This window comes from Pseudomonas sp. FP2309 (assembly GCF_030687575.1).
Taxonomy (GTDB): Bacteria; Pseudomonadota; Gammaproteobacteria; order Pseudomonadales; family Pseudomonadaceae; genus Aquipseudomonas.
The window spans coordinates 4017088-4037469 of record NZ_CP117439.1; the positions used below are offsets into that span (position 1 = coordinate 4017088).

A 20382-nucleotide genomic window follows, 5' to 3' on the forward strand; every position below is an offset into this window, starting at 1 on the left:
TTGCAAATTCAATCGTGCTCTATGTGACTTCTTGTTTGGACGCTGACATCTAAGCCCTTAACACCCTATACACGCCCTTCGCGTGGCCAAAGCGGCCCAAACGCGGGTTTTCTGACGCCTGAAATTTGCCAAAAGCCGCGAAAACAAAGGGCTGCTACCAGCCGAGGGTTTCCTTGAGAAAGGGAATGGTGAGCTTGCGTTGGGCCTGCAAAGAGGCCTGATCGAGCTGTTCGAGCAAATCGAACAACGCACTCATGCTGCGCGTGCCACGGGTGAGGATAAAGTGCCCGACCTCGTCGGTGAGGTGCAGGCCGCGACGGGAGGCACGCAATTGCAGGGCACGCAATTTGTCTTCGTCGGACAGCGGGCGCATCTGAAAAATCAGCGCCAGGGTCAGGCGCGACTTGAGGTCGGCCAGCTTGACCGGCAACTCCCGCGGCGAGGTGGAGGCGGCAATCAACAAGCGCCGACCGCTGTCACGCAAGCGGTTGAACAGATGGAACAGCGCTTCTTCCCAATCGGCCTTGCCGGCGACCGCCTGCAGGTCATCCAGGCACACCAATTCGTATTGCTCGAGATTATCGAAGATGCCGATGCCGCGATCCATCAATTCGGCCAACGGCAGGTACACCGCAGGCTCACCCATTTGCTCGAAACGCAGGCACGCTGCCTGCAACAGGTGGGTGCGCCCCACGCCGTGCTTGCCCCACAGATAGATCAGGCTTTCAGTCCACCCGGCGTCGGCTTCGCAGAGCCGCTCGACATAGCCGAGTGCAGCGGCATTGGCGCCTGGGTAGTAATTGATAAAGGTGGCGTCATCACGCAGACGCACACCCAAGGGCAGCTGAATCGGTTTCATGCTGGCTGAACGGCGCTGTACGAACCGTTAGTGGCCTCTGTGTAAAGTTTGCAAAGTTTATACCCGTGACGCCGGGCGCACAATGCAGCAGACCACAAGCAAAATCAAAGGTTTGCGTTCACTTGCCGGTTTTGTGCAGATTGTTTGACGGCGCAGGCCCCTGAAGCACAAACCCGACATGGGCCGGGTTTGTGGGGGGAGCGATTACAACTCAGGGTCTTCGACGCCCGTGTATGCCTCGGAATCCTTGTACAAATCGTGCACATGGCGCACCAGCACCATGATCACCGCCGCCACCGGCAATGCCAGCAGGATCCCGGTAAAGCCAAACAACTCGCCACCGGCCAGAATCGCAAAGATCACCGCCACCGGGTGCAGACCGATTCGATCGCCCACCAGCAATGGCGTGAGCACCATGCCCTCCAATGCCTGGCCGACCATGAACACCGCGACAATACCGAGCATCGGATACAGGTCGCCGCCAAACTGGAACAACCCGGCCACCAGTGCCGCGCCAATGCCGATCACAAAGCCCATGTACGGCACGATGGCCGCCAGACCGGCGATCAGGCCGATCAACAGCCCCAGCTCCAGGCCAATCGCCATCAAGCCGGCGGCGTAGATGATCCCCAGGGCCAGCATCACCAGCAATTGACCGCGCACGAATGCCCCGAGCACTTCATGGCACTCCCCTGCCAGGGACACGATGCGCTCCTCGCGGTTACGCGGCAGCAGGCTGCGGATCTTGGCCATCATCACGTCCCAGTCACGCAGCAGGTAGAACGCCACCACCGGGATCAGCACCAGATTGGTCAACCAACCGATCAGCGCCAGGCTGGACGCCGTGGCCTGGCTGAGGATCACACCGACGATATCGGTGGTCTGGCCCATGTGCTCGCTGATCGCCGCCTTGACCTTGTCGAACCTCCAGAAACCATCCGACAGCCCCAGTTTGGCCTGGACCCACGGCATCGCCGTGTGTTGCAGCCAGTCGAGCATCTGCGGCGCCAGCTCATAGAGGCGAAACAGTTGCTTGGCCAGCATCGGCACCAACACCAGCACCAAGACAGTGATGATCAAGGTGAACAGTGCGAACACCGCGACCACGCCCAGGGTCCGCGACAAGCCGGCTTTCTCCAGGCGATCCACCACGGGATCGAACAGATAGGCGAGCAGCAGCGCAACCAGGAACGGCGTCAGGATCGAATGCAGCAAGAACACAAAAACGCACAGCAGGACGATCCCGCCAAGCCACACCCAACGACGCGTATCCGCCATAAACCACTCCATCGCTTCTATATATAGAAAGAACTGTTACCAACGAAAACGCAGTTGCGCCTGTGGTTCGGGTGCAGCGGCCGGTTGCGCGCCTTCAACGACCGGCTGCGCAGCCTGTGCCTCACCGGCCGGGATCTCCTGCAACTTCGCCAGGCTCAATTGGCTGCGCAACTGATCGGCACTGCCGTTGACGCGATACACAATGCGATTGCCATCCACCCGCAGCGGCTGGCCCCCAAACGGCTCCAGCAAATGACCCAGCGCCGCATAGCGCTCCAGAGTCATCCCCTGCACTTCCAGCAATTGCTCGGTGCTCACGCCCGGCTTGACAGCAAAACGCGGCGCCAGCTTTTGGCTGACCGCCAGCATCACCGCATCGGCCACCGCGCCGGTATCCGCACCCTGGGCGGTGCCCTGCTCGCTCTTGTCGCCCAGCCACAGCCGCCATTTGGCTTGCCATTGGCTGCCTTCCTGGCGCGCGTGTACAGCCAGCAACGCATCGGCGCCGTAGCGTTCGGACGCGGCGCGCAATGGGGTGGCGTCGGCACTCTCCAGGTTCGGCGCCGTGGCGACCACCTGCTCATCAAGGTCGCCCAGGGGCAGGCGCAACGGCAGGCCACGGTGCTGGGCGGCGCGGCGCAGGGCCTGGGCGACGGCCTGACCATCGCCTACGAGGCTGCTGCCTTCCGTGGAATCGTTCAGCCACCAGCCAAGAATCGACGGCCGATTGCTGCCCCAGATCGACAGCCCGGCGTCACGCAGGGCGCGGTCGGTGCTGACCGGGTCGAAGTCCACTTGCAGGCTCTCGGGCGGGCCGGCGTCGTAGCCGTATTGGGTGATGATTTGCTGCGGGTCCTTGCGAATCGCCGCCAGACCGGGGCCGTCGGCGGCCTTGGCGTCGCCGGTCAGGCGGATCACCATCGTCTGCACGGCGCGCTGGGTCGCCTGGTCGCGCTCTTGCGGCGACTGGCTGCTGACCGGTTCAAGTACTTGATACAGGCCATTGAGGGTTTCGGCATGACTCGCCAGGCTGACCAATGACAAGCAGCCCACAAAAAACACATTACACAGACGCATGGAAGATTCCCGAACGACAAATTTAGCGGCTGGAACAGACCGCATGAACTCGGTTTGCCAAGGCTGTGACCACGGCCACCGACAAAACACTCACAGGGTCCTGATAAGTTTTCATGCTGTCACAACGATAGCGGCACCAAGGCTATACCTTAATACGGCCCGAAGCAGAGCCGATTAGCATTTTTTTAACCGGCTTTTTAGCCTATATGGCCCTGCCCGTCGGCCCGAGGATGGCCGCTGCCCCTCAAGCCTGATAAAATCGCGCGCCTTCGCAGACCGTCAACGGCTGGGCCTTTTACCAAAAGCGCCTGCCCGCTCGGTCGTTACCCAGAAATCCCCCCTAAAGGCCTGGATCATGAGCAAGCAACCCTCCCTGAGCTACAAGGACGCCGGTGTAGACATCGACGCCGGTGAAGCATTGGTCGAACGCATCAAGAGCGTCGCCAAGCGCACTGCGCGCCCCGAAGTCATGGGCGGCCTGGGCGGTTTTGGCGCCCTCTGCGAAATCCCGGCCGGCTACAAACAGCCGGTATTGGTCTCCGGCACCGACGGCGTGGGGACCAAGCTGCGCCTGGCCTTGAACCTGAACAAACACGACAGCATCGGCATCGACCTGGTGGCCATGTGCGTCAACGACCTGGTGGTGTGCGGCGCCGAGCCGTTGTTCTTCCTGGACTACTACGCCACCGGCAAGCTCAACGTCGAAACCGCTACCCAGGTAGTGACCGGCATTGGCGCCGGTTGCGAACTGTCGGGTTGCTCGCTGGTAGGCGGCGAAACCGCTGAAATGCCTGGCATGTACGAAGGTGAAGACTATGACCTGGCCGGTTTCTGCGTCGGTGTTGTAGAGAAAGCCGAGATCATCGACGGTTCCAAAGTGGCCGCCGGTGACGCCCTGCTCGCCCTGCCATCGTCCGGCCCGCACTCCAATGGCTACTCGCTGATCCGCAAGATCATCGAAGTGTCCGGTGCCGACATCGAAAACATCCAGCTCGACGGCAAGCCACTGACCGACCTGCTGATGGCTCCGACCCGCATCTACGTCAAGCCCCTGCTCAAGCTGATCAAGGACACCGGTGCCGTCAAAGCCATGGCCCACATCACCGGCGGCGGCCTGCTGGACAACATCCCGCGCGTACTGCCAAAAGGCGCCCAGGCGATTGTCGACGTGGCCAGCTGGCAGCGTCCTGCCGTGTTCGACTGGCTGCAAGAGAAAGGCAACGTCAACGAAACCGAGATGCACCGCGTACTCAACTGCGGCGTGGGCATGGTCATCTGCGTGGCGCAAGAGCACGTAGACACCGCGCTGAACGTCCTGCGTGAAGCTGGCGAGCAGCCTTGGGTCATCGGTCAGATCGCCACCGCCGCTGAAGGCGCTGCGCAGGTTGAACTGAAGAACCTCAAGGCTCACTGATGTCCCAGACCTGTGATGTCGTGGTGCTGCTCTCCGGCACCGGCAGTAACTTGCAGGCCCTGATCGACAGCACGCGCACCGGCGACAGCCCGGTGCGTATCGCTGCGGTGATCTCCAACCGCAGCGACGCCTACGGCCTGCAACGTGCCAGCGATGCGGGTATCGAAACCCGCTCACTGGATCACAAGGCGTTCGACGGCCGCGAAGCCTTCGATGCCGCCTTGGTCGAACTGATCGACGCGTTCAACCCCAAACTCGTGGTATTGGCCGGCTTCATGCGCATCCTCAGCGCTGATTTCGTGCGGCATTACGAAGGGCGCCTGCTCAATATCCACCCGTCCCTGCTGCCCAAATACAAGGGCATGCACACCCACCAGCGCGCGATTGAAGCCGGTGACAGCGAGCATGGTTGCAGCGTGCACTTTGTCACCGAGGAACTCGATGGCGGGCCTCTGGTCGTACAGGCAGTGGTTCCGGTACAGTCTGACGACTCGGCGCAGACGCTTGCGCAACGGGTGCATACCCAGGAACACAGGATTTACCCGCTGGCCGTACGCTGGTTTGCCGAGGGGCGGTTGATTCTTGGTGATCAGGGTGCATTATTGGACGGTCAGTTACTCGCGGCCAGCGGCCACTTGATTCGAACCTAGGAGATTTTATGCGTCGCGCCTTGCTCTTCGCTTTTGCTCTGTTTGCCTTGCCTGCGGTGCAAGCGGCGGACCTTCACCCCTTCTCCGCCAGCTACACCGCCGACTGGAAACAGTTGCCCATGAGTGGTTCGGCTGAGCGCAGCCTGACCAAGAACGGCGACGGCACCTGGACCTTGAATTTCAAGGCCTCCATGATGATCGCCAGCCTGACCGAAACCAGCGTGATCCTGTTTGACAAGGACACCCTGCAACCCAAGAGCTATACCTTCGAACGCGGTGGCCTGGGCAAGGCCAAGAAGATCAACCTGGACTTCGACCAGAGCGCCAAGAAAGTCACCGGGTTTGAGAACAAAGACGCGGTCAACGTGCCCCTGCAAAGCGGCATGCTCGACAAGTCAACCTACCAATTGGCGCTGCAGCGCGATGTGGCGGCAGGCAAGAAGAGCATGAGCTACAACGTGGTTGAAGGCACTGACGTCGACACCTACGATTTCCGCGTGATTGGCCCTGAGAAAGTGCAGACCAAGGTCGGCTCCATCGATGCAATCAAGGTCGAGCGCGTGCGTGACCCGACCCAAAGCAAGCGCATCACCCAGATGTGGTTTGCCAAGGATCAGGGCGGCATCCTGGTCGCCCTGCGTCAGGTAGAAACCGACGGCAAGGAATACAACATCATGCTGCAGGACGGTACCGTTGACGGCAAGGCTGTCAAAGGCAACTAATGACGCTGATGTGCTGAACAAGAGCCTCGCGAAATGCGGGGCTTTTTTTCGCCTGAAGGTTGGGAATTGCCCGCGCAACACATGAAACTTTTGTCATAAAACCCAATACCCGGCGAGCCAAACCCACGGTTTACAAGGCCTGCGGCGCTGTTGCATTTCCTGCAATAAATTGTTGCACGCAAAACCGGTTTACTTAGCAAGCTAACCAAACATATAACAAAGGCCTGCGACGACTTGCCGCAGATCAACCAGAGATTGGAGCAAGCAGATGACTGTAAAAGTAACTGAGCGCGACGACGAACATATGTCCCACGAAGCCTTGGGCCATGGGATTCATATCTGGGATGTCTATCAACAAGACCTGCTGGTCGGCATGTTCCACAATGAGAGCGATGCTCATAACTACAAGAACGAACTTGAATCGCTTGAGATGAAACGCCAGACACAAAGCTCCTGAATTATCCGAATACCCAGGCCTTCGCTGCCTGAAAACACAAACCCCGCCTTTTGAGCGGGGTTTGTATGTTCAGGGCTGCTTCGCAGCCCGGCGCGGGGCAAGCCCGCTCACCGCAGCAAGCCCACTCAGTACAGTCAGCAGGCGCGCTGCAGCGACGTTTTAATGCCTTACCACATCAGGTCATCCGGGATCTGGTAGGCCGCGTACGGATCGTCCTCATCCGGCACCTGGCTTTCCGTCAGGATATTGAGCTGCACGATACGCTCCGGTGCGCGCTCCTGGATCTTCAACGCCGCTTCGCGCGGAATCACTTCGTAACCGCCACCGTGGTGCACGATCGCCAGGGAGCCGTTGCTCAGCTTGTTGCGCATCAGCGTGTTGACCGACAGGCGCTTGACCTTCTTGTCATCCACGAAGTTGTAGTAGTCCTCGGTGGTCAGCTTGGGCAGGCGCGATGTCTCGATCAGTTGCTTGACCTGGGCCGTGCGGGCCTTGGCCTCGGCTTTTTCCTGCTGCTGGCGGTTCAACTCCTGGTCACGCTTGACCTTCTCGGCGTGCGCTTGCTGGGCCAGGCGCGCCTGGGTGTCATCCGCCTCGGCCTGGCCTTTGTGGACCAGACGCTGCTGCTTTTGTTTCTCTTTGCCGACCTGCTTGGCCTGCTTTTGGTTGACCAGACCTGCTTTGAGCAACTGGTCGCGAAGGGAAAGGCTCATGGTGCTTACTCACTTAGGCAACTGCTCAACCGCAGCTGGACACGTTCTTTTCCTGACGTTTGGCTTCGCCCCACAGGGCGTCCAACTCTTCGAGGGTGCAATCTTCCATGGGACGCTGGGTGTCGCGCAATGCCTGTTCGATAAATCGGAAACGTCGTTCGAACTTGGCATTGGCGCCGCGCAGCGCTGTTTCCGGGTCGACCTTGAGGTGACGAGCGAGGTTGACCGCCGCAAACAGCAGGTCACCCACCTCATCGGCAATAGCCAGCGCATCGTTATCGGCCATGGCTTCGAGTACTTCACCCAACTCTTCGCGCACGTTATCCACCACCGGCAACGCCGAGGGCCAGTCGAAACCGACCTGACTGGCGCGCTTTTGCAATTTGGCGGCACGGGACAAAGACGGCAAGGCGCCTGGCACATCGTCGAGCAGGGAAAGCTGCTCCGGAGCGTCGGACTTTTCTGCGCGCTCCTCGGCCTTGATCTGCTCCCAGCGCTGCTTGACCTGTTCTTCGCTCAGTTGCGGGATATCCAGCGGTGCATACAGATCGCCGGTGGGGAATACGTGCGGATGACGACGGATCAACTTGCGGGTGATGCTGTCGATCACCCCGGCAAACTCAAAGCGCCCTTCTTCACGCGCCAACTGGCTGTAATACACCACCTGGAACAACAGATCGCCCAGTTCACCTTGCAGGTGATCGAAGTCGCCACGCTCAATGGCATCCGCCACTTCATAGGCTTCTTCCAGGGTGTGCGGCACGATGCTGGCGTAGGTTTGCTTGATGTCCCACGGGCACCCGTATTGCGGGTCCCGCAGGCGGTTCATCAGGTGCAGCAGGTCTTCAAGCGAATACATCGGGCTACTCATGATGGTGTGCGATTACGCCGGGTCTCGATGATGTTCGGCAACTGGGAAATCCGCCCCAGCAGCCGCCCAAGCGCGTCCAACCCCGGGATCTCGATGGTCAGGGACATCAATGCGGTGTTGTCCTCCTTGTTCGAGCGGGTGTTGACCGCCAGCACGTTGATCCGCTCGTTGAGCAGCACTTGCGACACGTCACGCAGCAAACCGGAACGATCGTAGGCGCGGATGATGATGTCCACCGGGTAGGTGAGCACCGGCACCGGGCCCCAGCTGACCTGGATGATCCGCTCCGGCTCACGTCCGCCCAGTTGCAGCACCGAGGCGCAATCCTGGCGGTGAATGCTCACGCCACGGCCTTGAGTGATGTAGCCGACGATCGCGTCGCCCGGCAGTGGCTGGCAGCAACCGGCGATTTGCGTCAGCAGGTTGCCCACCCCCTGGATCTGTATATCGCCGCGCTTGCCGGGCTTGTAGCCAGTGGCTTTGCGCGGGATCAGTTCCAGCTGTTCATTGCCGCGCTCCGGCTCGACCAGTTGCTGGGCCAGGTTGACCAACTGCGCCAGGCGCAGGTCGCCGGCACCGAGGGCTGCGAACATGTCTTCGGCGATCTTCATGTTGGCCTTTTCGGCCAGCTTGTCGAAGTCCACCTGAGGCAGGCCCAGGCGGGCCAATTCGCGCTCGAGCAGGGTCTTGCCGGCGGCGACGTTCTGATCGCGCGCCTGCAACTTGAACCAGTGCACGATCTTTGCCCGCGCCCGCGAGGTGGTGATGTAGCCCAGGTTCGGGTTCAGCCAGTCACGGCTTGGCGTGCCGTGTTTGCTGGTGATGATCTCGACCTGTTCACCGGTCTGCAGGCTGTAGTTGAGCGGCACAATGCGCCCATTGATCTTGGCGCCCCGGCAGTTGTGGCCGATTTCGGTGTGCACGCGGTAGGCGAAGTCCAGCGGCGTGGCGCCCTTGGGCAAGTCGATCGCGTGGCCGTCGGGGGTGAAGATGTAGACCCGGTCCGGCTCGATATCCACCCGCAGCTGTTCAGCCAGGCCGCCGATGTCGCCGAGTTCTTCGTGCCATTCCAACACTTGGCGCAACCAGGAGATTTTCTCTTCGTACTGGTTGGACCCGGCTTTGACGTCGGTGCCCTTGTAGCGCCAGTGCGCACACACGCCCAGCTCAGCCTCTTCGTGCATGGCGTGGGTGCGAATCTGCACTTCCAGCACCTTGCCCTCGGGGCCGATCACCGCCGTGTGCAGCGAGCGATAGCCGTTTTCCTTGGGGTTGGCGATGTAGTCGTCGAATTCCTTGGGAATGTGCCGCCACAGGGTGTGGACGATGCCCAGCGCGGTGTAGCAGTCGCGCATTTCCGGCACCAGCACGCGCACCGCGCGCACATCGTATATCTGGCTGAAGGCCAGGCCCTTGCGCTGCATTTTGCGCCAGATGGAATAGATATGCTTGGCGCGGCCACTGATGTCGGCGTCGACGCCGGTGGCCTGCAGTTCAGCGCGCAACTGGCCCATCACGTCGGTGATAAAGCGCTCGCGGTCGAGCCGCCGCTCATGCAGCAACGTGGCGATCTGTTTGTATTGATCGGGCTCGAGGTAGCGGAAGGACAGGTCCTCCAGCTCCCACTTGATATGACCAATGCCCAGGCGGTGGGCCAGCGGTGCGTAGATATCGAAGACTTCGCGGGCGACGCGGTTGCGCTTTTCGTCATCGGCGGTCTTCACCGCACGGATCGCACAGGTACGCTCGGCCAGCTTGATCAGCGCGACGCGCACGTCGTCGACCATCGCCACCAGCATCTTGCGCAGGTTCTCCACTTGGCCCTGGGTGCCCAGCACCATGGACTGGCGCGGGCTGAGGCTGGCGCTGATGGCGGCCATGCGCAGCACGCCGTCGATCAACTTGGCCACCACGGAGCCGAATCGCTGGCCTACCGTGGCCAACGGGATGTGCCCCTCACGCACGCCGCGATAGAGCACGGCGGCGATCAGCGAATCCTGGTCCAGCTTGAGATCGGCGAGGATCTCGGCGATTTCCAGACCGGTGCGAAAGCTGGAAGTGCCTTCGGCCCACAGGTTCTTCGCCGCGTTGTCTTGCTGCTCAGACTCACGAGCGAACTCGCAGGCTGCTTTCAAGGCTTCACGGTCCAGTGCCGGGTCGACACTGATGGCATGATCCAGCCATGCCTCGAGATTGATACTGCCGTCAGTGTTGATCGGCTGGTGTGCTCTCACCTGTACCATCTTGCTTACCTTCCCTACGACGCACCTTCGGTGCGCCAAAATCATCGCCGACCTTTTTACTGCGATCTCCGTGGCAGCTCATAGGCCTTGGAGAACGCAGGCCAGTCGGATTAAACGGGCATCCTAGCCCGCTTCAAATAACGCCATGGCCTCGACATGCGCTGTCTGCGGAAACATGTCGAGGATCCCGGCACGTTTTAGCCGGTAGCCCTGCCTGACCAACTCAACCGTGTCCCGCGCCAGCGTGGCCGGGTTGCAGGACACATACACCAGGCGCTTGGCCCCCAGTGTGGCGAGCTTGCGCACAACCTCCTGGGCACCCTCGCGAGGTGGGTCCAAGAGTACCGCAGAAAAGCCCTGTTTGGCCCATTCTGCGTCAGTCAAAGGCTGGGACAAATCGGCCTGAAAAAACCTCGCATTATGCAAATTGTTGCTGACGGCGTTGAGTGCCGCGCGGTCCACCATGGTCTGTACGCCTTCCACCGCCAGCACTTCTCGCACATGGCGAGCCAGCGGCAGGGCGAAATTGCCCAGGCCGCAGAACAGGTCCAGCACCCGCTCATCGGGTTGCGGCGCCAGCCAGGCCAGCGCCTGGGCAACCATCGCCTCATTGACCCCGGCGTTGACCTGCACGAAATCCCCAGGCCGATAGGCCAGCTCCAGATCCCATGTCTCCAGGCGCAAGCCCAGGGCCAGCTCAGGCGCAACCGGTTCCGGCCGGCCTTCACCCTGCAGCCACAGTTGGGCGTCATGGAAGACGCAAAATTCTTTGAGTATGTGCAGGTCCGCCTCGGACAGCGGCGCCATATGCCGCAACAATACGGCCACGGACGAGCCACTGAACAATTCCACATGCCCCAGCGCCTGCGGTTTGCTCAAGCGCCGCAACATGTTCGGCAGACGCTGCATGATCGGTTGCAAGGCCTGTACCAGCACCGGGCAATCATCGATGGCGACGATGTCCTGGCTGGCCACGGCACGAAAGCCCACCTCCAGCGTTTTCGCTTTGGCATCCCAACGCACCGCCACACGGGCGCGACGTCGGTAACCGAATTCGGGGCCGCTCAGCGGTGCGGCCCACTCTTGCGGTTCGACACCCGCCACACGGGACAGTTGCTCGGCAAGCATGCGCTGTTTCAGGGCGAGTTGTTCGTTGTGGGGCAGGTGCTGCACGCTGCAGCCCCCGCAGCGGCCAACATGGGCGCAAGGTGCGGGGCGGCGCAGTTCGCTGGCCTTGAACACCCGCTCGGTGCGGGCCTCGACCACTTTGCCGTGGGTACCCAGCACCCGCGCTTCGACGTCTTCGCCGGCCAGCGCGCCATTGACGAACCAGGTGCGCCCTTCAAAGAACACGATGCCCCGGCCGTCGTTGGCCAGGCGTTCGATGGTCAGGCGTTGTTTCTTGCCCACTGGAATCTGTGGGGCCCGGCTGCCGCCCGTCGGTTGGAAGCGCAGGCCTCTCTCATGCTTGGCCATCAGTTGGGTTCGTCAAAAATGCCGGTCGACAGGTAACGGTCGCCTCGGTCACAGATGATCGCGACGATCACCGCGTTTTCCACTTCTTTGGACAAGCGCAACATCCCCGCCACAGAACCGCCGGAGGACACGCCACAGAAGATGCCTTCTTCACGGGCCAGGCGGCGCGTGGTGTCCTCGGCTTCACGCTGGGCCATGTCGATGATGCGATCGACCCGCGCCGCGTTGTAGATCTTCGGCAGGTACTCTTCGGGCCAGCGGCGAATGCCAGGGATCGCCGCGCCTTCCATCGGTTGCAGGCCGACGATCTGGATCGCCGGGTTCTGCTCCTTGAGGTAGCGCGAATTGCCCATGATGGTGCCGGTGGTGCCCATGGAGCTGACGAAATGGGTGATGGTGCCCTGGGTCTGGCGCCAGATCTCCGGGCCGGTGGAGGTGTAGTGCGCTTGCGGGTTGTCGCCGTTGGCAAACTGGTCCAGCACCTGGCCACGGCCTTCGGCGGCCATGCGCTCGGCGAGGTCGCGCGCGCCCTCCATGCCCTGCTCCTGGGTGACCAGGATCAGTTCGGCGCCATACGCCGTCATCGCGGCCTTGCGCTCGGCGCTGGAGTTGTCGGGCATGATCAGGATCATCTTGTAACCCTTGATCGCGGCCGCCATGGCCAGGGCGATCCCGGTGTTGCCCGAGGTGGCTTCGATCAGGGTGTCGCCGGGTTTGATCTGCCCGCGCAACTCGGCGCGGGTGATCATCGACAGCGCCGGGCGGTCTTTTACCGAGCCGGCCGGGTTGTTCCCTTCGAGCTTGAGCAACAGGGTGTTGCTAGTCTCACCCGCCATGCGTTGCAAGCGGACCAGGGGTGTATTGCCGACGCAATCGGCGATTGTTGGGTACTGCAAGGTCATGGCGTATTCGCAATCCAGACTGCGGGGGCGAACATCATACCGGGAAAGATCGACGGGCCATATCACGCAAAGTGCGGTGCTTATGGCTTATAGGAATAAGCGCCGATCAACCGCTGGTAAACCGCTGCCACTCCTCCCCCGTCAATTGCGCGATCAAGGTATTCGCCGCACTGGCCCGTGACACTTGAACGCTGCTCGCCCGCAGCAGGTAATCACCTTCGGCCATCTCTCCGCTTTCCACCTGCGCCAGCGCCTCTTCCAGTTCTCGATCGTATTGGCCCAGACGCGCCTCGAAACGCGCGCGATGGTTGCGCTCCAGAAACTGCACCCAATACTCCTCCTGTGCCAGCAATGCGGGCCAGTCGTGCTGCGCATGCGCCGCCATCACCCGCTGGCGCATCGTGGCGAACGCGCCCAAATCCGGTATCTGCAGCGCTCGGTCCAGTCGCTCGTGAAACCCAAGGGGCAGATCCAGGCTCGCCGACAACGCGATGCGACAGGCAAGCATACGGCTGCTCGCCAGGCGCCAGGACTGCTCGGGATCGGCACGCAGCACAATCGCCTCAATGGCCTTGAGCCGATGCCACGCGCGAAAGCAGTTCAACACCGGCGCGGCCTGCGCGCCTGGCGCACGCGCAAGCAATTGGATGGGCAGGAACTTGAGCTCCAGGTCATTCAAGGACAGCAGCCAGCCATCGGCGCCTCGATGGTGCTCGAACCGATGCTGAAACAACGTCAAGGCCAACAACTCGTTCTCGTTGGCGCTCTCGATCAACTGCCACACGCGGCGTGTCAGGTCCTCTCGCAGCGCCCGATATCCTGGCGTCGTGAGCAATGGATAATCCGCAATGTTGTTCAACAGCGCGAAGAAATGCTCGGACATCGGGCGTTGCTGCAACTGCTCCCACAGCGTCTGATGACGAGGAACCTCACTGACAGACAACACCGCCAGCCAGCGGTCTGGCCGTGCGCGCGCTGACGCTAGGTCACCATTCAAGCCAAAGTAAATATCCGATTGCCCTGGCTGATCACGGTAACGTCGCAGCAACTGGAGCGAGCCCTGAGACAGGGGGTTGCCGTGCAAATTCATGCCGCGATGGACATTCGCAAACAGGTACAGGTCATGACTGGTCAATACCGATATTCGGTTGTCGCGAAGATCGAACACCTCAAGCGCTCTCAGGGTGACGGCCCCGCGAGGCAGGTGCTCCAACTGGGTGTTACGCAGGTTGAGCACGCGCAAGTTCACCAACGGATACAGGTTCAAATGCTGCCCCAGCCGCAACGGGTTGTTTGATAAGTCCAGTTTTACCAGGCTGGTCAACTCAGACAGCAATGTCACATCACCGAGCCGTGGTTTGATCCGGTTGCTGGAGAGGTTCAGCAGCGATAAATAGCGCAACTGGGCCAACCCCAAGGGCAAGTGCTCCAAATGATTGTGATCAAGCAGGATCCAGCGAACTTGCGGAAAACACCGCAGAAAACCGCTCGGCACGGTCGTCAGCTGGTTACTTTTAAGGCTCATCACTTTGACGTGGCCAAAGTACGCCCCCAGCTGCGGCAGGTCGTTCAAAGCCAGGTCATCAAGATTCAACTCGTAGGGTACGCCGCGGCTGGAGTCCTCTTTACGCCAACAGCGCCGAATACGCTCGGCGGCTTCATGGCGCGCCGCCTGCTCGGTGATCACTCCTCGTGCACGCCAGCGCTCGAGCGCGTTATCCATGACCTCCCGTTCCTTGAACAAAAAGCCAATCGCCTGGTCCCGCTCGCGTACCGAATCGCTGAGGTTCTCCAGTAATTCGAGCGCTTGCCGATCGGTCTTGGCCGGAAACAATTGGCGCAACCGGGCCAGCTGTTCACGGTCTACCGGTCCCAGTTCGTCACCGCCGCTCAAGGGATAGCCGATCCGCCCGTCAGCCAGGCGACGCGGCGGGTTGTACCAGGGGTGCCGACTTATTTCGAGCAGCGTGTCTGCAAACGCCCCATGACGGGTCAAACGGTGGCCAATCTGCGCGGTAAGCTCTTCGATGGCGCCTGGGTGAGCGTACCCGAACGCCTCACGTTCGGCGGGCGTAAGCAGGTCTAACAGCACAGCAAGGAAAGCACCGGGGTCGCCCGTCGGTTGCCCGCCATCCTTGCCGCCGGGGATATACGCCTGGTACTGCGCGGCAATGGGCTCCAGCACTCGGACTTGCGTGGTGTCGACGGGGCCGATGCTGTCAATCAGGCGCCCTCTTTCCCACACCTCGACACGTAAATCACCCGGCCAGCCCTGAATGTCCGGCAAGGTGTGCAGGATCAACCTGGCGCTGTCCTCATTCATCGCTGCCGACAGATACACCCCCTCTATCGCCCGGTTTTTGCGCAGGTACCGCAACCACCAACGCACGGTGCGCATCATGCTCAACGGCACGCGCCCCGCCTCCAGACTTTGGCGTTCCATCGCGGTAGCCGCGCGTACCATGTCGTCGACGACAGCCGCGGTCAAAGCGGGAAAATCGCGCTGTATCACCTGCCCCAACGGCTCGGACGACAGCGCGCTTTTGTGCGTCAGCGTTTTGAAAAAAAGGCGTTCCATTTGCGCCTGATCGAGTTCGACCTTGCTTTCAAGCACCGTCACCTGATCGGCACGCCCCACCCCTGCACGCCCCACCAGCGCGTCCGCCTTGTCGGGGCCGACCTCCCCCAGCAGTTCATCGAAAAAGTCCCGCCCAACGTCCACCCCGGCTTTGACCCGTTGATGAGCATTGAAGCGTTCGAGGGTGTCCAGCAGCATTATGGGTGGACGCTCATTGCGCACATGCACGCGGCGCAGCATGGCTGCCGTCACACCGCTGATCTGCTGAATCTGTTCGATGGCATCCGGTGAAAAACCACGCACCCTGGGGCCCAAGCGGTAAAACGGTTGCTGCCCGTCCCAGGTCAGCGGGTTTTCCCATTCATGCCGCCAGGCGCCAACGCCGTTATGAGTCAACAGCGGTGCATAGGCATTGATCAGCGACGGGTGCCGGATACGCCAGGGTTGCAGCGGCCCGGCCTGATCTACCTTGAAACTCATGCCCTCGATAAACACGTAGTGGTCGGTTTGCGAAGGGTAAAGACCCAGGGCATCGGGCTCGGAAAGCTCGAGCGGCGCGGTGCTGGCGTAGGCAGCAATCTCGCGTCGCCCCAGAAAAAACGCACCCTGCGGTGCACGATTGCGCAGCAGGGTGCGGGCAACCCGATACCGTAGCTCGCTGATCGCCTGGCTGGCGTTCTGCCCAAGCCGGAGCAGATTGCGTTCGGTCAGTTGGCTCACCACAGCCTCATAAAAACTGTCGACACCGGCCAACACCGCTCCGGTACGCGAGGTACGGTGGTCAAACACTGAAAACCGCCCGCGGCGCTGATCGATCACGACGATCGTTCGGTCCCATGGGCCTTTAGAAACATACGGCACTGCCTGGTCGGCGCCGCACACCACCAAGCCCTGGCCCGTCAGGTCGCGCACCAAGTCAGGGGCAAGTTGCGCCACCCAGCGTTGGGTTTGCCGGTCGAAGCGACGCGGATTAAAGAGCCCATCGATAAGGGTCTCTCGGCGGGCCACCTGGCGGGCGGCACGCAGGGCGTTATACAGCGCCTCGGGTTGCAGTTGCGAAAACAGCAGTTGCGTCTGTTGATGCTCGGACAGCGGGTGTTCGCGCAGTACATCCAGCAGCCGTGCCCGACTCAGGCCGGGGTGCAGCGCCTGCAATTGGGTGATCACCGCCGGCACCGCCGGGTCATCACCCACGCTGTCCGGCAACAATCGACGCACCGAGGCAGCGGCCCCCTCAGCCTGGGCTCGGGTGGCGTCGGCAAACTGCGTCAGCGCATCGAACAAGTCGACTTTCACGGCCTGGGCCAACGCCGCCAGTTGTTGGCGAAGCGTAGGCCCATCCGCCGCGAAAATATCCGGCAACAGGGCCTCGATCGCCTGAGGCAAATGGACGCTCAGTCGACGCGGTTCGGCATAGGCGAATTGATAGTTTTCCAGCACGCTGACGCTCACCGTCTGCGTCGTCGGTTGCCCTCCATCCTTGCTGTAGCGGCGTATTTCCAGGCCTTGGGCGTTCCTGATACTCAACGACGTATCCACCGGCCAGCGTTCCAACTGGGTAAGCAACGGCGCCATCACGTCAACGGCACCGACCGGCACCGGCGCCGTCAAATCGGCACCGCCCGCCACCCACTCGATCAAGGTGTCGGCCCTGAACCGCTGCACCGCCTCGACCAGTGAAGCTGACGGCGGCGCACCGTCCCAAACCCGGTTCAACACCTCCCGCGAGGTGCTGCTGGTCTCAAGCAGCGCTTCCAGTTGCCGGGCGGGCGCTTCCTGACTGCCCAGCATGCGCTCAAGCAGTTGCGGGCTTGTCAAAGACTGCGGCGCAGCCACAGCGCCAGGCATTTGCGCCAATCGACGATGCAACCGCTGATGGCGACGCTGCACGCTCAGGGCCAGACGCGTATGCAACCGGCCACTGATCAGTAAATCAGCCAGGTCGGTGAAGCCCTGGAGCAATTCTCCGGACTCACCTTGCAGCGCCTGGTAAGCCCCCTCGCGAAACGATTGCTCCAATGCCACGAACATTGCGAACGCACGCACCCGCCCCAAGCCTTTCAACGCACCGGGAACCGGGATCAACAACAGGTTGAGAATTTCATTGATCAGGGTCTGGAACAGTTCGATCACGGTCGGCATAAAGCCCGGCGTTTCATTGGCCAGCTCCTGCAGGTTGGCCCGGCAGCGCTCGATATAGAAATCGTTGAGGCTCACGACCGGCACCTTGTGCACCTCGTCACGCACGTAGCCGATGCTTTTGATGCCGTCGATCCTCGGGATCGATTGCGCGAGGGAGTGGATTAATTTGGCGAACCCCTGCAGGTTGCGGGGCGGCGGGGTGGATCGGGCGATTTTTTTCAGACGGGCGCAGTCACGCAACGCCATCATTTGGTACAGCCAATCGACCTCTCCCAAGCGGTAGAAGGCCTGGAAGTGCACATGAAATTCCTCGCAGGCCTTGCGATGGCTGTCGTGGTGACGCATCGCTCCGCCAGGCCTGTTCGGGAAAAAGCTGAAGGCCCCCGGGCAGCCATCGACGGCAAACACGATGTGGGGAATGTTCAGGCTGTCCCCTGGGGGAGCGCCCACGTATTGCCCGGTCAAGCCAATGTTCTGAGGCACCCAGCTGTAGCTGTCGATACCATAGGGGATGAACAACCGCATCTCTTCCACCCGACCCCAAGGCACCTCCCCTGTCAGCGCCCGTCTGACACACTGGTATTTTTGCCTGTCGATACGGCAGACCCCGCCGCTTCTATGCGCGTCTATCAGGGCAAACTCAAATTCCGCCCGCGCCAGCGCGATCATCAGCGTGCCCAGCACGCCGCCAGGCTGCAGCGCCTGATCGACCTGGGCTTTGAGCTGCCCACCGATATCGAGCCGGCGCACCAGCGCGATGAAATCCCCGGCGCTGGCGTTAATGCCAGGGTCCAGGTAACTGGCGTCGGCCAGGCCGGTGCGTCCGGGGTAACTCCAACCGGTGAGGCCGTCGTAGTTCATACACGCGGCGTCCCACAGCGTGATACTGGCGACTTTCACCACCTCGTCATCCTGGGCGGCACGGCGCACCCGGTCCGAGCGCTGCAGGTAACGGGTGTGTATCCGCGCGGCGGTGGGATCGACCTCCTCGCCAGTCAGGGTTTTCAGCTCGCTGCGAAGTAACGCCAACGCCTGGTGCTGGAAGAGTTCAGTCAGTTGGCCAATGGCTTTCTCCTGGGCGCTCTGCGCATCGATCCAGGCTTTCTGCAGGCGCACGTACTCGAGCTTTTCCTGGTCGTCGAGCCTTTCGAGAAAACGCCCAAGTTTGGCGCGCTGCACATCCAGGGTTTGCAGGACAGACCACTCGGCAGCGGCCATCACGGGCTCGCGACGCTGGGCCATGAACACCGACAGCGGGTCATCCGAGACGGCGGGGGTAAGCGGTTCGACCATTTCTCTATTCCTGAAAAAAGGTCAGCCTATCCCGCCGCATTCCAGCACACCGGTAGCTATGTAGCGCGCTGCATCACGTGTGGTTTTTCTCAAAAACCGCGCGGCCCATCGCCGCGATCTGCCCGTCGATCAGTGCTTCGAACGGGGCGAGCAACGCCTCGAACGAACGCGGTGCTTCCAACACCTGCAACGCCTGCGCAATGGCCTCCACCGTCGACAACGCGCCCGGCCCCGGCGCCTTGCGCAGGCGGTAACGGGAGACGCTACCCGCGGCCAGGGTGACCCTCGGCAACGCCGCCAACAGCGGATTGAGATGCAGCAGCTTGCGCGCCTTGCGCCAGGTGCCATCAGGCACCACCAGTAACAGTGGTTGCTCGCTGGACGCGTAGGTGCAAAGCGGTTGGGCGTCATCGGCCGGGAACAACAGCCGCGCCTGATAGCCCGGCGGGTTCAATAACGTGGCCAGGTCATCGAACACTTCGCCCACCAGCAACTGCGCATTGTTGAGCCCCAGCGCCGCCAACCGCGCGGTATTGAGCGCATGGTTGACCTCGCTCGGATGCTGCAACAGCAACACGCGGGTGCGGCTGTCGAGGCTGGGGATCAGCGCGCAAAGGCAATGGGTGATGGGCCTGAGACAACGGCAGCATTGGGGTCTGGACATGGTTTCAGGCCTGATTGAGCTGGGCTTTGAGTAAGTCGCGGAAGGTCTGGATCAGCGGTTCGCGGCTGCGCCCACGGCGCATGATCATCGAGAACGGCGCCTGGTAGCCGAAGGTCGCCGGCAGCAGCACGCGCAGGTCGCCCTTGTCGGCCCAGGCCTGGGCGTAGTGCTCGGGGAGGTAGCCGATATAGGCGCCGGACAACACCAGGATCAGTTGCGCCTCCATACTTTCCACCGTGGCCGCGCTGTGCTTGAACCCGTGGCGCGCCAATTCCGCCTGGCTCCAGTAACCGCGCCCGACCATGCGCTGCTGGGTGATCACCTGTTCGGGAATGCGCCGCTCGTTGAACAACGGATGCCGCGTGCTGCAATACAACCAGTGCTGCTCTCGGTACAGGGGCATGTAGATCAGCCCGCTCATGCGGTTGGAAAACGCGCCGATGGCCAGGTCCAGACGATTGTCCTGCACACCCAATTGCAATTCGTAGGGGCTCATCACCGACAGATGCAGGTGCACCGCCGGGTGTTCCAGGCTGTAGGCGCCGATCACCTCGGCGAACGGCAGCGCCTTGTCGCTGACGGTCGAATCGAGCACGCCGAGCTTGAGGGTGCCGCGCAGCTCGCCTTTGAGCGCGGCGGCGTATTGCTCGAAGCCTTCGAGCTCGCCCAGCAGGCGCAAGGTTTCCTGGTGGAACAACTCGCCCTTGCTGGTCAGGCTGAAGCCGCCGCGACCGCGATGGCACAACACCAGGCCCAGCGCCGATTCGAGCTGGCTCATATAGGTGCTGATCGCCGATGTGGACAGGTTGAGTTCGTGCTGGGCATTGGCGAACCCCTGGTGGCGCACGACGCTGACGAAGATGCGCAGGAGTTTCAGGTCGGGCAAGGCATTGGCCATGGTCGGCTCCGGGGTTGATCGGGGGAGTCTACCCGCCCGTAATAGTTTAGAAAAATCTGAACTAAGTATTTGCCCCAGCCGATTCTTCGCTCTCTGCGCTTTTCGCAGAATCGACCCCTGATAAACACAACAACGATGAGGCACT

Annotated in this window: 15 protein-coding genes; 4 read left to right on the forward strand and 11 right to left on the reverse strand. The window is 61.5% G+C overall.

Annotation, left to right across the window (positions count from 1 at the left end; translation table 11 throughout):
- Window positions 1-154: 154 nt before the first annotated feature.
- The 3 genes from hda to PSH59_RS18415 all read right to left on the reverse strand — a co-directional run bounded on the left by hda (window position 155) and on the right by PSH59_RS18415 (window position 3214).
- Entirely contained in the window at window positions 155-859 is a 705-nt protein-coding gene (gene hda, locus PSH59_RS18405) for a DnaA regulatory inactivator Hda (protein ID WP_027603798.1), read from the reverse strand.
- Between the two features lie 204 nt (window positions 860-1063).
- Window positions 1064-2137 (reverse strand): AI-2E family transporter, encoded by a 1074-nt coding sequence (locus tag PSH59_RS18410; protein ID WP_248077995.1) that lies wholly within the window; start codon window positions 2135-2137, stop codon window positions 1064-1066.
- A gap of 36 nt (window positions 2138-2173) precedes the next feature.
- A complete protein-coding gene (locus tag PSH59_RS18415) occupies window positions 2174-3214 on the reverse strand; it encodes a DUF2066 domain-containing protein (protein ID WP_248077997.1) in 1041 nt (346 codons plus the stop codon).
- Window positions 3215-3569: 355 nt separating this feature from the next.
- Here PSH59_RS18415 and purM point away from each other — a divergent pair, with 355 nt between their 5' ends.
- The 4 genes from purM to PSH59_RS18435 all read left to right on the forward strand — a co-directional run bounded on the left by purM (window position 3570) and on the right by PSH59_RS18435 (window position 6457).
- Window positions 3570-4628: a phosphoribosylformylglycinamidine cyclo-ligase gene (gene purM, locus PSH59_RS18420; protein ID WP_248077998.1), complete on the forward strand. Its 1059-nt coding sequence runs from the start codon at window positions 3570-3572 to the stop codon at window positions 4626-4628.
- Window positions 4628-5278, forward strand: a complete 651-nt coding sequence (purN, locus tag PSH59_RS18425) for a phosphoribosylglycinamide formyltransferase (protein ID WP_305393370.1) — start codon at window positions 4628-4630, stop codon at window positions 5276-5278. Before purM ends, purN begins: the two co-directional genes overlap by 1 nt.
- An 8-nt stretch (window positions 5279-5286) precedes the next feature.
- Window positions 5287-6000: a DUF3108 domain-containing protein gene (locus PSH59_RS18430; RefSeq protein WP_248078000.1), complete on the forward strand. Its 714-nt coding sequence runs from the start codon at window positions 5287-5289 to the stop codon at window positions 5998-6000.
- Window positions 6001-6268: 268 nt separating this feature from the next.
- Window positions 6269-6457, forward strand: a complete 189-nt coding sequence (locus tag PSH59_RS18435) for a hypothetical protein (RefSeq protein WP_305393371.1) — start codon at window positions 6269-6271, stop codon at window positions 6455-6457.
- A 167-nt stretch (window positions 6458-6624) separates the two neighbouring features.
- Here PSH59_RS18435 and PSH59_RS18440 read toward each other — a convergent pair whose 3' ends face one another.
- From PSH59_RS18440 to PSH59_RS18475, 8 genes are all read right to left on the reverse strand, one after another.
- Window positions 6625-7170, reverse strand: coding sequence for a DUF2058 domain-containing protein (locus tag PSH59_RS18440; protein ID WP_248078002.1), 546 nt, complete (start codon window positions 7168-7170; stop codon window positions 6625-6627).
- A 25-nt stretch (window positions 7171-7195) separates the two neighbouring features.
- On the reverse strand, window positions 7196-8029 hold the full coding sequence (mazG, locus tag PSH59_RS18445) for a nucleoside triphosphate pyrophosphohydrolase (RefSeq protein ID WP_248078003.1): 834 nt from the start codon (window positions 8027-8029) through the stop codon (window positions 7196-7198).
- An 8-nt stretch (window positions 8030-8037) separates the two neighbouring features.
- Complete coding sequence (gene relA / locus PSH59_RS18450) at window positions 8038-10284, reverse strand: GTP diphosphokinase (protein WP_248078004.1); 2247 nt, start codon at window positions 10282-10284, stop codon at window positions 8038-8040.
- Between the two features lie 123 nt (window positions 10285-10407).
- On the reverse strand, window positions 10408-11760 hold the full coding sequence (gene rlmD, locus PSH59_RS18455; protein ID WP_305393372.1) for a 23S rRNA (uracil(1939)-C(5))-methyltransferase RlmD: 1353 nt from the start codon (window positions 11758-11760) through the stop codon (window positions 10408-10410).
- Window positions 11760-12662 carry a cysteine synthase CysM gene (cysM, locus tag PSH59_RS18460; protein WP_305393373.1) on the reverse strand — a complete coding sequence of 301 codons (903 nt, stop codon included), beginning with the start codon at window positions 12660-12662 and terminating at the stop codon, window positions 11760-11762. The genes rlmD and cysM overlap by 1 nt, the downstream gene beginning before the upstream one ends.
- A gap of 106 nt (window positions 12663-12768) precedes the next feature.
- Window positions 12769-18675, reverse strand: a complete 5907-nt coding sequence (locus PSH59_RS18465; protein WP_305393374.1) for an NEL-type E3 ubiquitin ligase domain-containing protein — start codon at window positions 18673-18675, stop codon at window positions 12769-12771.
- 73 nt (window positions 18676-18748) lie between these two features.
- Complete coding sequence (locus PSH59_RS18470) at window positions 18749-19339, reverse strand: tRNA-uridine aminocarboxypropyltransferase (protein WP_305393375.1); 591 nt, start codon at window positions 19337-19339, stop codon at window positions 18749-18751.
- A gap of 4 nt (window positions 19340-19343) precedes the next feature.
- Window positions 19344-20237 carry a LysR family transcriptional regulator gene (locus tag PSH59_RS18475; protein WP_017134867.1) on the reverse strand — a complete coding sequence of 298 codons (894 nt, stop codon included), beginning with the start codon at window positions 20235-20237 and terminating at the stop codon, window positions 19344-19346.
- Window positions 20238-20382 lie beyond the last annotated feature (145 nt).

Coding starts and splice junctions, on each gene's coding strand:
- hda (WP_027603798.1), bottom strand. CDS start 859: ATGAAACCGATTCAGCTGCCCTTGGGTGTGCGTCTGCGTGATGACGCC.
- PSH59_RS18410 (WP_248077995.1), bottom strand. CDS start 2,137: ATGGCGGATACGCGTCGTTGGGTGTGGCTTGGCGGGATCGTCCTGCTG.
- PSH59_RS18415 (WP_248077997.1), bottom strand. CDS start 3,214: ATGCGTCTGTGTAATGTGTTTTTTGTGGGCTGCTTGTCATTGGTCAGC.
- purM (WP_248077998.1), top strand. CDS start 3,570: ATGAGCAAGCAACCCTCCCTGAGCTACAAGGACGCCGGTGTAGACATC.
- purN (WP_305393370.1), top strand. CDS start 4,628: ATGTCCCAGACCTGTGATGTCGTGGTGCTGCTCTCCGGCACCGGCAGT.
- PSH59_RS18430 (WP_248078000.1), top strand. CDS start 5,287: ATGCGTCGCGCCTTGCTCTTCGCTTTTGCTCTGTTTGCCTTGCCTGCG.
- PSH59_RS18435 (WP_305393371.1), top strand. CDS start 6,269: ATGACTGTAAAAGTAACTGAGCGCGACGACGAACATATGTCCCACGAA.
- PSH59_RS18440 (WP_248078002.1), bottom strand. CDS start 7,170: ATGAGCCTTTCCCTTCGCGACCAGTTGCTCAAAGCAGGTCTGGTCAAC.
- mazG (WP_248078003.1), bottom strand. CDS start 8,029: ATGTATTCGCTTGAAGACCTGCTGCACCTGATGAACCGCCTGCGGGAC.
- relA (WP_248078004.1), bottom strand. CDS start 10,284: ATGGTACAGGTGAGAGCACACCAGCCGATCAACACTGACGGCAGTATC.
- rlmD (WP_305393372.1), bottom strand. CDS start 11,760: ATGGCCAAGCATGAGAGAGGCCTGCGCTTCCAACCGACGGGCGGCAGC.
- cysM (WP_305393373.1), bottom strand. CDS start 12,662: ATGACCTTGCAGTACCCAACAATCGCCGATTGCGTCGGCAATACACCC.
- PSH59_RS18465 (WP_305393374.1), bottom strand. CDS start 18,675: ATGGTCGAACCGCTTACCCCCGCCGTCTCGGATGACCCGCTGTCGGTG.
- PSH59_RS18470 (WP_305393375.1), bottom strand. CDS start 19,339: ATGTCCAGACCCCAATGCTGCCGTTGTCTCAGGCCCATCACCCATTGC.
- PSH59_RS18475 (WP_017134867.1), bottom strand. CDS start 20,237: ATGGCCAATGCCTTGCCCGACCTGAAACTCCTGCGCATCTTCGTCAGC.